Origin of the sequence: Pedobacter sp. BAL39, assembly GCF_000170795.1 — a bacterium.
Lineage (GTDB): Bacteria > Bacteroidota > Bacteroidia > Sphingobacteriales > Sphingobacteriaceae > Pedobacter.
The window spans coordinates 298444-312651 of the sequence record NZ_ABCM01000004.1; the positions used below are offsets into that span (position 1 = coordinate 298444).

At 43.7% G+C, this 14208-nt stretch carries 12 protein-coding genes; 3 read left to right on the forward strand and 9 right to left on the reverse strand.

Annotated elements, in window-relative coordinates:
* Positions 1–23 precede the first annotated feature (23 nt).
* Entirely contained in the window at positions 24–1019 is a 996-nt protein-coding gene (gene pdhA / locus PBAL39_RS07680) for a pyruvate dehydrogenase (acetyl-transferring) E1 component subunit alpha (protein ID WP_008240054.1), read from the reverse strand.
* Positions 1020–1254: 235 nt separating this feature from the next.
* Between pdhA and PBAL39_RS07685 the strand changes: the two genes are divergently transcribed.
* A complete protein-coding gene (locus PBAL39_RS07685) occupies positions 1255–1809 on the forward strand; it encodes a C40 family peptidase (RefSeq protein WP_008240055.1) in 555 nt (184 codons plus the stop codon).
* Positions 1810–1883: 74 nt separating this feature from the next.
* Positions 1884–2990, forward strand: coding sequence for a CapA family protein (locus tag PBAL39_RS07690; RefSeq protein ID WP_008240056.1), 1107 nt, complete (start codon positions 1884–1886; stop codon positions 2988–2990).
* A gap of 54 nt (positions 2991–3044) precedes the next feature.
* Here the strand turns inward: PBAL39_RS07690 and PBAL39_RS07695 are convergent, their stop codons facing one another.
* The 4 genes from PBAL39_RS07695 to PBAL39_RS07710 form a co-directional block, all read right to left on the reverse strand.
* On the reverse strand, positions 3045–5228 hold the full coding sequence (locus PBAL39_RS07695) for a carboxy terminal-processing peptidase (protein ID WP_008240057.1): 2184 nt from the start codon (positions 5226–5228) through the stop codon (positions 3045–3047).
* Between the two features lie 152 nt (positions 5229–5380).
* Positions 5381–6061 (reverse strand): hypothetical protein, encoded by a 681-nt coding sequence (locus tag PBAL39_RS07700; protein WP_232282911.1) that lies wholly within the window; start codon positions 6059–6061, stop codon positions 5381–5383.
* Positions 6062–6081: 20 nt separating this feature from the next.
* Positions 6082–6924 (reverse strand): isoaspartyl peptidase/L-asparaginase, encoded by an 843-nt coding sequence (locus PBAL39_RS07705; protein ID WP_008240061.1) that lies wholly within the window; start codon positions 6922–6924, stop codon positions 6082–6084.
* Positions 6925–6927: 3 nt separating this feature from the next.
* Entirely contained in the window at positions 6928–7803 is an 876-nt protein-coding gene (locus tag PBAL39_RS07710) for a cyanophycinase (protein WP_039866231.1), read from the reverse strand.
* A gap of 269 nt (positions 7804–8072) precedes the next feature.
* On the opposite strand from PBAL39_RS07710, the gene cphA reads away from it, so the two are divergent.
* The gene (gene cphA / locus PBAL39_RS07715) at positions 8073–10688 is read left to right on the forward strand and encodes a cyanophycin synthetase (RefSeq protein ID WP_008240063.1); all 2616 of its coding nucleotides are present in this window, start codon (positions 8073–8075) and stop codon (positions 10686–10688) included.
* A 91-nt stretch (positions 10689–10779) separates the two neighbouring features.
* On the opposite strand, the gene PBAL39_RS07720 is transcribed toward cphA, so the two are convergent.
* From PBAL39_RS07720 to fumC, 4 genes are read right to left on the reverse strand one after another with little or no spacing between them, the layout of a single operon-like run.
* The gene (locus tag PBAL39_RS07720; protein ID WP_008240066.1) at positions 10780–11232 is read right to left on the reverse strand and encodes a low molecular weight protein-tyrosine-phosphatase; all 453 of its coding nucleotides are present in this window, start codon (positions 11230–11232) and stop codon (positions 10780–10782) included.
* Between the two features lie 6 nt (positions 11233–11238).
* Positions 11239–12021: a S1/P1 nuclease gene (locus tag PBAL39_RS07725; protein ID WP_232282912.1), complete on the reverse strand. Its 783-nt coding sequence runs from the start codon at positions 12019–12021 to the stop codon at positions 11239–11241.
* Between the two features lie 40 nt (positions 12022–12061).
* A complete protein-coding gene (locus tag PBAL39_RS07730; protein WP_039866233.1) occupies positions 12062–12565 on the reverse strand; it encodes a hypothetical protein in 504 nt (167 codons plus the stop codon).
* Between the two features lie 7 nt (positions 12566–12572).
* Positions 12573–13970, reverse strand: a complete 1398-nt coding sequence (fumC, locus tag PBAL39_RS07735) for a class II fumarate hydratase (protein WP_008240073.1) — start codon at positions 13968–13970, stop codon at positions 12573–12575.
* Positions 13971–14208 lie beyond the last annotated feature (238 nt).

The window sequence follows — 14208 nt, forward strand, 5'->3', positions numbered from 1 at the left end:
TATAAATGAAATGCGTTCTAAAATTAATCTTGTACGTAAGGATAGTCTTGTTGAACATATACATCAGTATACAGTTCGGAAGCTTCCGGCCATGGAGACTCCTCAGCAAATTTAACAGAGTCATCAACGATCTGTTTTACCTTCGCTTCGATTTCTTCGATCCAGGCCTGGTCAGCATATTTCTCTGTCAGAATGGTTTCTCTTACCTGCTCAATCGGATCTTTTGTTTTGTAAGATTCCAACTCGTCTTTAGTACGGTATTTTGCAGGATCGGACATGGAGTGTCCGCGGTAGCGATACGTTCTCATTTCCAGGAATGTTGGTCCTTCACCATTTCTGGCGCGTTGAGCAGCTTCATCCATTGCATTGTGAACCGCTACAGGATCCATGCCATCTACCGGAGCACAAGGCATATCGAATCCAAGACCAATTTTGTAAATATCAGTCATGTTAGTGGTACGTTCTACAGAAGTACCCATGGCATAACCATTGTTCTCGCAAACAAATATCACTGGCAACTTCCATAACATCGCCATATTGAAGGCTTCATTTAAAGCACCCTGACGAACAGCTCCGTCCCCCATATAACAAACATTTACATTTTTTGTGCCTTTATATTTCTCGGCAAATGCAATGCCGGCACCCAGAGGGATCTGACCACCAACGATACCATGACCGCCGTAGAAGTTATGTTCTTTACTGAACATGTGCATAGATCCACCTTTTCCTTTTGAACATCCGGTAGCTTTTCCGTACATCTCAGCCATGATGCTGTTCGCACTCACTCCTTTTGCCAGGGCATGAGCATGATCGCGATAAGCGGTAATCATAGAATCTTCAGGCTGCAGGGCAGAGATTGCGCCGGCAACTACAGCTTCCTGGCCTATGTATAAATGACAAAAACCACGGATCTTTTGTTGTCCGTATAGCTGACCTGTTTTCTCTTCGAATTTGCGCATCAGCAGCATCGACTCAAACCACTTTAGATAGGTATCCTTATTTATTTCTACTGCACTCATTTTTGGGTATTGATTTTTTATTTACGAGAGCAAATCTAGTTTATTATTGTAACAAATCGAAGAAATAGATGTAAAATGAACACTAAGGTTACAATGAAATGTGGATAACTTTTAGATTTTAACAATTTACATTTGGATAACATTTGTAAAATACATAGTTTTGGCCTCCAGACAATAAGCCCTAGTGGTGTACGTTTAAGTGTAAGTGCCTAATACCCAAACTTAACAGTATAACATGATAAAAAAGTTTTTGTTATTTTCCATAATTGCTTTGTGCAGCGTAACGGCGGTGAATGCACAGTCAAAAACTAAAGAAACCAATAAACTAGAAGATCCGGACAATTTGGCCTCTCAATATTTTTCCCAGGTAATGGGTGTGGCGATGGATGCGACTTCAAATGTTAAACTCTACAAATTCATTTATGAATGGATAGGCACTCCTTATCGTTTCGGTGGAAACACCAAGAGAGGGATCGACTGTTCGGCATTTACAAAAGCCATTTACGATAAAGTTTTCAACACTACCATCCTAAGAAACTCAAGGGATATCTTCAGCATGGTTGACCCCCTGCCTAAAGATGAACTGAAAGAAGGTGATCTGGTGTTTTTCAAAATCAAAAGCCGCAGCATTACCCACATCGGGATCTACCTTGGCGACAACCGATTTGCACATGCTTCATCAAGCCGCGGTGTAGTCATCAGCAACCTTAACGAACCTTATTATTCAAGATATTTTTACAAAGGCGGAAGAATCCTTGATCCGGTCAAGAACGATCTGATTGAAGAATAAAGAAACAAGCCTGAATGCAATACGAGTCCTCCTAACATCTGGGAGGACTTTTTTTATGACAAAAACAATCTTACATGAAATTATTAAATACATTGCTGTTGTCCCTTGCGGCGGGCTTACTACTGTTAAGCTGTGCTGGAAACACCAACATTGCAGCCCAGGAGCCCGTTGCATTAAAAGACACCATTCCTGATTCCTTAAAAAAAGACACGATTAGCATTGCTGCTGTTGGTGACATCATGCTTGGCTCTGCATACCCCTCAAAAACCAACCTGCCACCTGATGACGCGGTGAATAGTTTTAAAGAGGTGTCGGATTTCCTGAAAGGCGATGTGGTGTTTGGGAACCTGGAGGGCTGCCTGCTGAACGGTGGCAAGTCGTCCAAATGCAAAGATCCAAACAGCAACAGCTGCTTTGCTTTCAGGATGCCCGAGCGTTATGCAGGCATTCTAAAAGAGGCGGGGTTTAATTTATTCAGCGTCGCGAACAATCATGTTGGTGATTTCGGCCTGAAGGGCCGTCAAAGGACCACTGCAATTCTGGATTCCTTACAGATCTATTATGCAGGATTACAATCACATCCTTTCCAGATTTTTGAAAAAGATAGCATCAGGTATGCTTTCTGCGCTTTTGCGCCCAATGAAAACACGGTATCCATCAACAAAACTGATAGTGCCACAGCACTCGTTGCCAGACTAAAATCGCAGGTAGATATTGTCATTGTTTCTTTTCACGGTGGTGGAGAGGGGGCTAAGTTTGAGCATGTACCGCGCCGGAATGAGATTTTCTATGGCGAAAACCGGGGAAATGTTTATGCTTTTGCTCATGCGGTCATTGACGCAGGAGCCGATGTGGTACTTGGACATGGCCCACATGTTACCCGGGCAGTGGAAGTTTATAAAAACAAGTTCATTGCCTACAGTATGGGAAATTTCTGCACTTATGGGATGTTCAGTTTGAAAGGCTCAAATGGCTTTGCGCCGCTTCTGCAACTGAAGCTGAACAAGAAAGGAGACTTCCTGTATGCGGACGTCACTTCTGTAAAACAGGACAAGTTAAACAGGCTTACACTGGATGATGATCATACTGCATTTCAAAAGATACGTACACTAACAAATGCCGACTTCCCGGGACACCAGCTCCACTTTAGGGGAACAGGACGGATTGAATTAAAAGATTAGGCATAAAAAAACGGGCTGCAATTCTGCAGCCCGTTTTTTTATAGTATCATGGATTTAAAATTTGTTAGACTGTGGTGCTGCTTTAACCAGTTCCGCTTTATTTGATTTCTGGATCAGGTCACCTACCACCTGGAGACTTTCGTCAAGTATGAAGTCAAAACTTTCTTCTTTTGTCACCTTATCACCTTTTTTCAACTTCGCAAGACCTCTTGAAGACCTCAGCTCATTCACACGCGCAAGGGATTTAGCCTCAGCTGCATCGCGCTCTTCTTTCAGCTTAGCCTCATTTAGTGTTACAGAAACCTCACCTTCACGTTTCTTCATGTCTGATATATCTTCCTGCAGCATTTTGTAGTCAAGAGATTTAGCCATACGCTCTTTGTGTAACCTTACCAGATCCGTTTTTATAGGATTAAGATTGGCTACAGCCGTAAAGTTAGACTTTTGGATCTCATCCCATGGCAATGCAGAAGGCTCTGTATCCTCACCGATTTTATCCATAGGATACAGTGAAGGAAATTCGATATCCGGCATTACTCCTTTATGTTGAGTACTGCTACCGGTTACCCTGTAAAACTTTGCCATAGTGAGGTTAATCTGTCCCAGTTGCGGGGTAGTTTCCTTTGTTGTTCCGGCAATACTGTTTTTCTTGTCTACAAGGGCTGCAATGCGCTGAAGGATTGAGGGATTCACTACGCGATTCATGTCGATAGATGACTGTACGGTACCTTTGCCATAAGTTTGAGTACCCATGATGATACCCCTGCCATAATCCTGTATTGCACCTGCAAAGATTTCTGAAGCAGAAGCGCTCAAACGGTCAACCATCACACCGAAAGGACCGCTCCAGGCCACTCCTGCATTTTGATCTTCGTTTACTTCGACGTCATTTTTGATGTCTCTTACCTGTACTACTGGACCTCTGTCAATAAACAAACCAGTGAGATCAATGGCTTCCACCAAAGAACCGCCACCATTTGCGCGAAGATCCATTACAATAGCGTCGACCTTATCCTTATTTTTCAGGGTGTCGATCAGTAACCTGACATCCCTTGTAGTACTCTTATAATTTGGATCACCCGCATTTGCTGCTTTAAAATCTGCGTAGAATGCAGGGACCGTAATGACCCCTATTCTGTAAGGCTGTCCGTTGGACTGGATCGTTTTAACTGTCTTCTTAGCCGATTGCTCTTCCATCACGATCTTCTCTCTTGTCAGCTCAATGATAACAGGCTTAGAAGACATCTCTTTACCTACAGGGACAATTTTCAATCTTACTTTTGTGCCCTTAGGTCCTTTGATTTTTGAAACGGAATTCTCAATTCTCCAGCCAATGATATCTTCAAACTCACCATTACCCTGGGCTACAGCAACAATTCTATCGCCCGCACTCAGCAATTTGCTTTTAAATGCAGGGCCACCGGGAATGACCTCAGCAATTTTAAGCACCTCGTTTTCAAGTTGCAGCCTGGCACCAATTCCTTCGAATGAGCGGGCCATGTCCTCATTAAACTGCTGTGCATTTGTAGGGTTAAAATAGTTGGTATGCGGATCAATGGTTTCCGTAAAAGCATCCATCACAATTTGAAAAACATCCTGATTGTTGATTTTAGAAATTTGTGTCTTGAGGCTCTGGTATCTTTTGCCGAGTGTTTCAACATTTTTGTCGGCAACAGTTCCGGCAATTTTCAGGTTCACCAGTTCATACTTTACACGTTGTTTCCAGATGCCGTTCAGGTCTCCTGTGGAGTTTGCCCAAGGCATTTTCTCACGATCATAAACGTAAGTTTCATTTTTTGTGAAGTCATATTTACCGTTGATTTGCGTAGTTGCATAAGCAATCCATTCATTATAACGCTTCAGATAAACGTTGAAGATATAAAAAGGAGCACTCAGGTCCCCATTTCTGAAATCATCATCCAACGAATTTCTATATTGCTCAAACTCCTTAATGTCGGACGCCGTAAAATAATTCCTGGAAGGATCCAGTGTTTTCACATATTTATCCAGTATCAGAGATGATATGGAGTCATTTAATTTAATCTTTTTATAGTTATAGTTTTCAATCAAGCCCACGACCTCTCTGCAAACCAGTGATTGCTTCTCATCAGGAACAATATTGATCACACCAGGAACCTGAGGCTGAGGTTTTGGTGAAGCCTGACAGGCTAAAACAGCTGCGGTAAAGGTTACCAGTAATATTCTTTTTAACATCTCTTTGAATAATTTAAAATCCATTTCTTAATCCACAACTAATATGATACCAATATCACGAATAAACAGAAAAGAGACAGTATTATTACCGTCTCTTTTCTGTAAACTTACCAAAAGTAGTTAAAAAAATTATACAAAAAACTATCACTAAGCCGATAATTTTGAGGGCAAAAAGATTAGGTCTTATTTGCTATTTTCGAGGGGATTAGGGCCCTGGCATCTCTTATTCTCATTTTGAAACTGGAGTTGTTCGACGACCTGGCCAGCAGTTCAGCACGGTTGAGGTCCCGGAGTGCCATTACATATTCTTTTTTCTTTATCTTAACATTCGCAATTCCCAGCACAGATTCGATATACTCAGTGTTGTTGTTTACCTGTTTTGCCAGGATTCCCTGCTGGGTATAAAACCAAAGGGATTGAGTCAGTTTATTGGAAGCTAGGTAGATTTTCCCAAGCTGACTATAGGAATCCATCTGTCCTGCCTTACTGCCTAAGCGCGAGTAAGTTTTCAGCGCCACATTGAGTACTACCTGTTCTGCCTCTCCATAATGCGAAAGCTGATAATGAACATTGCTCAACCGCATCAGTGCCTCTGCATAACGGGAAAACAGCTTGGAGCTATTGTATTCAAATGCAGCCTTACCATAAAGTGTAATTGCATCGTTGAGGTCACCACGACGCTCGTTTTTTTCTGCCTCAGCAAAATAGAGATTACCGTCAGCAATTTCCAGACTGGAAGAAGCAATCGTTACCGCTCCAGAAGGTTCCTGAGGCTCCTGAGGAATAAAACTGCTGCTCTGTGGCAAGACCTTGGTTGTCATCAACAGACATAGGACCACCAAACAAATTTTGTTCATTTTATAAATATATAACAAATTTAGCTAAACACCTGTAAATTAACATCAAAAGATGCCCATACCATATATGGATGGGAGTCTGTATGATAACACTCCCCTTCGGCTGTGATGCCGATGACTCCAGCAAAACCATCAATTGCGGCGAACTCCTGAAAAGACTTGTCGCAGGCAGCCTTCAATGTAAGACCATCAGTTACCCTGGTAACAATCTTTGCAGCGAGGGCTGCGCTTACGATATCTTCGCCAACACCTGTACAGGATACAGCCGCATGTTCATTTGCAAAGTTACCGGCAGCTGTTGCGGAATCACTCACACGGCATGGGATTTCAAACCCTTTCCCACCCGTAGAGGTCGCCGCAGCCAGGTTTCCTGCCGAATCCAGCGCAACACAGCCAATTGTACCCATACCTGAGTTTTGCTGCTTCTTATGAAGGTATTCTGCCCTGCGTTGTGGTGTAATGGGATCATAAAAATCAAACCCCTTGCTGCGGGCAAAGGCCAATGCCCCTTCCCCACTTAGCACGCGATCATCATATCCCATCAATTGTTCCGCAACCCGAATCGGATTTTTAACATCTTCTATATTGATCACACCACTGAACCGCTGTGTTTTTCCATCCATCAGAGAAGCGCTCAAACGCACTTTACCATCGCTCTGGATTTGCGAACCCAATCCTGCATTGAACAAGTCGTTATCTTCCAATAACCCGGCGACATATACGACCGTTTCTACTGCAGTATGTTCCTGAAGATAGGTGTATCCTTTGGAAACAATCTCAGACAACGCATCCTGTTTTGCTTTTTTTGTTTCCTGATTGGTAGCAGACTCACTAAAAAAGCCACCGTGAATGATAATTTTCATTTTTTAGCCTATTGAAATGGATTTCGGATGATGAATGGTCAGTTTGTGGGTGGCAAGGTCATAGACATCTCCATCAGACATCGTATGTACCGTCATGTTACTGATGGAAACCGGTTGACCCATCTCAACATCAGTAAGGTTGGTATCTGCCATGTTACGCCCATCTACAAGGATCACCATGCCGGAGCCAATGGCCTCCATGGTGTTGCCTCCGGAGATATATAGTCCGGTATCTTCGCCCAATCCGATCCCCAGGATTCCGGGGTTACTTGCTGTTGCATAGAGCAACCGGCCGATCCTGCCACGCTGTACAAAATGTGTATCTACTATAACCCCGTCTATAAACCCAAGTCCGCCGGTGATCTTTACTTCTCCTTTTAACAAAGCATCCTTGCTACTTCCTTGATAAATCATGTTCTTAGAGCTCGCAGCCGCACCAGCTGAAGTCCCGGCAATAACAATAGGCTCATGCGCATACTTCTCCAGCAGAATTTGGTGAATGGCTGTACCTCCAAAAATGGAAGATAACCTCAGCTGATCACCACCGGTAAAGATAATGACATCGGCGGCTTTTACGCGCTCACTGTTTTCGAGCGCATTCGCCTGTTCACGACTACAAATGTTCAGCACACCAACATCATGTACATCGAGTTGTGCAAAAGCTTTAACATATTCTTCTCCGACCTTTTCAGGAATCAGAGAAGCTGTGGTAATGATCTCAAAACGTGATGCCGTGTTTTTTGAAGATTCTGTAGTAATTCTTTTTAAAATCCCACGCTCGAAAAAATTCATGTTCTGAGGAAGTCCAAACGTTGTCTCCGTGAAACTACCCGTATTTATCGCACCACCTATAATTATTAGTTTACCTTTTGGAGTCATTTTAACAATTTACATTACCAATAATTCCAAATATATATTCCTTAGAATAAAATCTGCGATTTTTTTATTAATAATGAGTTTCACCACCATTTTTTTATTACTGAATGGCGCATTATTTGTTCAGCAAATACCACTTAACAATCCTTTGGAGTGATCATGTAATTTCAGAAAAATATGTATACATTAATATCTCCATTTTGACCTTATAAAACAGCCCAACAAGACTTCCATAATATGGTCACTATCAACAAAAAACAACTAATTTCAGCATGAAAATTTTAGGCATACAGGTGCTCCGTGGACCAAACATCTGGTCTGTTAACAGAAAAAAACTGATCCAGATGCGTCTGGATCTTGAAGAGATGGAGCAAAAGCCAACGAACGTCATCGACGGTTTTGCTGGCCGAATAGAAAAATTAATTCCAAGCCTGTTTAGCCACAGGTGTTCTAAAGGAGTGCCAGGTGGCTTTCTGGCACGGGTGGAGGAGGGTACCTGGATGGGTCACGTAATTGAACACATCGCCCTGGAAATCCAGACGCTCGCTGGCATGGATACCGGATTTGGCCGCACAAGGCAGACCAAAACCGAGGGAATTTACAATGTGGTGTTTAGTTATCTTGAGGAGAAAGCCGGTCTTTTTGCGGCAGAATCTGCAGTAAGAATTGCGGAAGCTCTCATCAACGGAGAGGAATACCCACTGGAAGAGGATATCCAGCGCATGCGGGAGCTTAGGGAGATGGAGCGGCTAGGCCCAAGCACAGGCTCAATTGTCGACGAGGCCATCTCCAGGGACATTCCATGGATCAGACTAAACAAAAGTTCGCTGGTACAGCTTGGTTATGGGAAAAATCAGGTTCGCTTCAGGGCCACGATGACAGAACGGACAAACTCCATTGCGGTGGACATCGCCGGGAATAAAGATGAAACAAAAAGATTGCTCCAAGATGCTGCAATTCCTGTGGCCAAAGGGTTAACCATTGCTGACATCAGTGAGCTTCAGGATGCTATATCGAAAGTGGGCTATCCACTGGTATTCAAACCTCTGGACGGCAATCATGGTAAAGGAGCGAGCATCAACGTGAAAACAGATGACGCAGCGAAAGCTGCATTTGAATATGCACAAAAATATTCCCGCAAGGTCATCATCGAGAAATTCATCAGTGGCTACGACTTCCGGGTGTTGGTGATTGACCATAAAATGGTGGCCGCAGCACTTCGTGTGCCTGCTCATGTTACCGGAAATGGACAACAAAGTATACAGGAGCTGATTGATAAAGAAAACAGTGACCCAAGAAGAGGTTACGGTCATGAGAATGTACTGACGGAAATCATCGTCGACAGAGATACGCTTGACCTGCTTTCTAAAAAAGACTACACACTTGACACCGTACCACCACAGGGGGAGATCGTTTACCTTAAATCTACGGCAAATCTGAGCACCGGAGGAACCTCTATTGATGTGACCGACCTGGTCCATCCCCAAAATATTTTCATGAGTGAGCGGATTTCCAGAATTATAGGACTTGATGTGTGTGGTATTGACATCATGGCAGAAAACCTTACACAACCACTTCCGGAAAATGGAGGAGTGATACTTGAAGTCAATGCTGCACCAGGATTCCGGATGCACCTTGCACCAAGTGAAGGCCTTCCAAGAAATGTTGCGGCCCCTGTAATAGACATGTTATATCCGCCGGGGAAATCAGCCAGAATCCCCATCATCGCCGTAACAGGAACAAATGGAAAAACCACTACGACCCGACTCATCTCCCATATTGTAAAGAGCAACGGCACCAGAGTGGGCTTTACTACTTCTGATGGGATCTATGTGCAAAACACCTTACTTATGAAGGGAGATACCACGGGGCCGGTCAGCGCAGAGTTTATCCTCAGAGATCCAACGGTAGAGTTCGCAGTATTGGAAACCGCAAGGGGCGGAATCCTCAGAGCCGGCCTGGGCTTTAATAAGTGCGACATTGGCGTGGTTACAAACATTCAGGAAGACCACCTTGGGATTTCCGACATTCATACCCTGAGTGACCTCGCACGCGTGAAAGCAGTAGTGATCCGTGCGGTGAAGAGAAGCGGCTGGGCAGTACTGAATGCAGACAATCAACACTGCGTGAGGATTGCTGCCGATGCAGATTGCAACGTTTCCTATTTCAGCATGGACGAAAGCAATCCAGTGATTGTGGAACATTGCAAAAAAGGAGGCATTGCCGCTGTATATGAAAATGGTTACATCACCATTAAAAAGGGCGATTGGAAAATCAGGGTCGAGAAAGTGACACACATTCCGCTTACTTTTGGTGGAAGCGTAGATTTTATGATCCAGAATGTCCTTGCCGCTACACTGGCAACGTTCCTGTGGGGTTATAAGATCGAGGACATCAGGATGTCACTGGAAACTTTCATTCCTTCGGCCGCACAGACTCCAGGGAGGATGAACACGTTCAGGTTCAAAGAGTTTAAAATTCTGGTCGACTTCGCACACAATCCTGCAGGATTTAAGGGCATCAAAACCTACCTTAAATCGATAGACGCCACGGAACATATTGGTGTCATCTCGGCAACTGGAGACCGGAGGGATTCCGACATTCTTGAAACTGCCAGAACGGCTGCAGAAATGTTCGATAAGATCATCATCTGCCAGGAAAAATACCTCCGTGGTCGTAAACAACAGGAACTTATCGACCTTCTGCTTCAGGGTATCCGCGAGGTGAAACCGGAGATGGATGTAATCATCAATAATAACGGCGAAGAAGCACTGAAGTACATCATTGCAACGGCACGTCCAGGTTCGTTCATCACCATACTGAGCAACACAATCGATGACGCCATCGTTAAGGTATCTGATTATCTTGATAAAGAGTTTGGTGTCTGATTTGACAAATCCTTTTTAAAAACAACTCCCCTTTCAAAGCCCCTAACCTATGGGACTGAAAGGGGAGTTTTGATATCGCCATATCTGCAGCCTATAATTCGGATTTCGCTTTGATCTCTTCTATCAATTGTCTGCAGCGTTCTTCAATCTGCATAAACACAGGTTCAAAAAGCTGATCGTCAAAATAAGGATCTGTCACTTCCAGTTCATCAGGCAAAAACAACATCACCTTTCTACGGTATTCCGGATGGTCACTTATACGAAGTACATCGCGCAGGTTATTTCTATCCATTACCAGGATGTGGTCAAAGGACTCAAACATTTCCTGGTTAAATTGCTGTGCTCTTTGTTTCGAAATATCATAACCAAAGTCCCTGGCTACGGCAATGCTCCGTTTGTCTGCAGGCTGGCTGACATGCCAGTTTCCAGTGCCGGCAGATGCAACCTGCCAGTCGAGGCCTGCTTCAGCAACCAGTTGTCTCATCACCCCTTCCGCAAGCGGAGAACGGCAGATATTGCCCAGACAAACCATCAAAATCTTCATCAATGCCTATTTATAAATTTCGTTCAACACATTTGCAAGGCAGATGCCTCCTTTCAGCAATTGCTCATTCAGCAACTTTAAAAAGTTAAAATTATATTGATAACTCAGTTTATCATCGCCCTTAGTTTTTGCATAGATTTGATTACAAGCCTCGTAGGAGCCATAAACATAGTCTCTTAATGACAGTCCATTCCAAGAGGCCAGCTGTGCCGTTGATGGATAATCAATCGCCTTTGCATATTCGGTATAGCTGAGCTGCTGGTATTCGATCAGGCCCTCATCCCACACCCTATGAAGGTTCGACTTTTCACCAAACCAGGTAACAGCAACCTTATTCCCTCCCAGATCATCTTTTCTTGCAGTATGCATGGGCTGGTTGAGGTCACCGATCAGGTGTACCAGCATCCGCATGGCAAATACTTTTTGTTCCGCGGAACTGTTATTGTCTTTAAGGATGGCGACCATCTCCGGAACCTTATTGTAAACGTTGGGTTCCTGCACTTTGTCCAACACATTAAAAACACCCTGCTTATCCAGTCCCGCCGGCAGGTTTACGAAATGCCAATTGTACAAGTAGTTATAAGATGTATCCGATTTGATAAAATCACCCCAATTACTAGCCATGGCCAGCGTCTCATTGCCCAATACTCCCTTTACCCCTTTAAGGGCCTTCTTACTCAAATGAGCTTCCGCGATCTGACCAACAATGCGGTGCCCGAGCATACCCCAGGCATTTGCATGTAATGGCAGACAGGTCATACACCCTACAATTAAGAGGGCTTTTGTCATTTTTTTTATGAATCTTAATTTCATCAATTAATCTTAAATTTTAAAGTTCCTTTGGCTCACAAACGACTTTCTGCTTTAATACCAGGTTGCATTCCCGCTGATCGCTGGTATTTTCCAGGAATAAAGAATCCGGCTTGAAGGCCCGGATGTGAAAACTCTTGATGTAGCGACCGATATTATAACAGCCAGTCAGTTTCTGCTTATAGCTGGCATGAGTATAGGTACCCTCAAGGATCAGGCTGTCGTTGCGTACCTCGTATACACCTTTGGCATACTCCTTCCAAAGTCCGTTGTTAAAACAGGAATCAGCATAGTAGTTTACCTTCGAGTGCGTGGTTAAATCTACGTAGAAAGAGTCACAGGTAAACTTAAATTTATGCTGTGTGTAGTTGAGCAACTTTCCCGAATTGGCTACACTATCCTGATTCCATACTCCCTGTATAAAGGCCTCCCCTTCTCCCTGAACGTTCGGCAACCTGGTACAGGAAACCGCCATTGCTGTAAAGAACAGCAGGTAACACATCAATCGTTGTATCAAGGGCATTTACTGACTATTTTAAACTACCTACCATATCTTCCGGACGCACCCACTGATCAAATTGTTCAGCAGTTAGTAAACCCAGTTCTACTGCTGCAGCCTTTAGTGTTTTATTTTCTTTATGCGCTTTCTTCGCAATCCTTGCTGCATTTTCATAGCCCACATGAGGGTTAAGTGCGGTAACCAGCATCAAGGAATTTTCAAGGTGCCTCTTAACCTCAGGGAGATTTGGAAGGATTCCTTCTGCACATTTCTCACTGAAAGAAACACAGGCATCTCCAATCAACCTACCCGACTGCAATACATTAGCGGCAATGACCGGCTTGAACACATTGAGTTCAAAATGACCATTACTCCCACCAATACCTACCGTAACATCGTTACCCATCACCTGCGCACAAACCATCGTAAGCGCCTCCGGTTGGGTAGGATTAACTTTACCAGGCATGATAGATGAACCGGGTTCATTGTCAGGAATAATAATCTCACCGATTCCGCAACGCGGACCAGAGCTGAGCATCCTCACATCATTGGCAACTTTCATCAGAGCTACGGCAGTACGTTTATACGCAGCAGAAAGTTCTACCATGGCATCATGGGCAGCAAGCGCCTCAAACTTATTCGGTGCAGTGACAAAAGGAAGACCGGTCAACTCAGCAATCTTTGCCGCCACCAGGACATCATAACCTTTCGGCGTATTTAATCCTGTACCGACAGCGGTGCCGCCAAGAGCAAGCTCACTGATCATAACCAATGCATTTTTGATGGCCCGGATGCTGTTGTCGATCTGCTGAACATATCCTGAAAATTCCTGACCAAGTGTTAGCGGTGTCGCATCCATAAAGTGTGTACGACCGGTCTTAACAATATGGGAAAACTCTACCGCTTTCGCATGCAGCGTATTACGTAATTGCATAAGACCCGGAATGGTGATTTCTACAGCCTGTTTATAAGCCGCAATGTGCATGGCTGTAGGGTAAGTGTCATTGGAAGATTGCGATTTATTTACATCGTCATTGGGGTGTAATACTTTGTTTGCGTCAGTAAGCTCACCACCATTAAGTACATGTGCCCTGTAAGCAATGACTTCATTTGCATTCATGTTGCTCTGTGTACCGGAACCTGTTTGCCAGATCACCAGGGGAAACTGGTCGTCCAGTGCTCCTTCTGTTACCTCATCACATACTTTGGCAATCAAATCAGCTTTTTCCTGACTAAGCACCCCCAGTTCTGCATTGGCCAGGGCAGCGGCCTTTTTTAAATAACCAAATGCATGAATGATTTCTTTTGGCATGCTCGCCTCAGGACCTATCTTAAAATTATTACGTGAACGTTCAGTCTGCGCACCCCAGTATTTGTCTGCGGGCACCTGTACTTCGCCCATAGTATCGTGTTCGATTCTAAAATTCATATTTGCTCATGTTGTTTTACCTCGCAAATTTAGAGTTTTTATACTTTTAAAGGTGGCTTTATTGTCAGATGTTTAATACAAGTATAAAAAAACCATCATTTACAAAAAACTTATAGAACTGGCCTTGAGCATATTATTTCATGAGCACCTAAAAAGCTGTTTCTCAAATGAAAAAAACGGCAATGTTTAAAACTCTTTTACGTTTAGAACCTTAATTATCCTTATTTTTCGGGCTTTT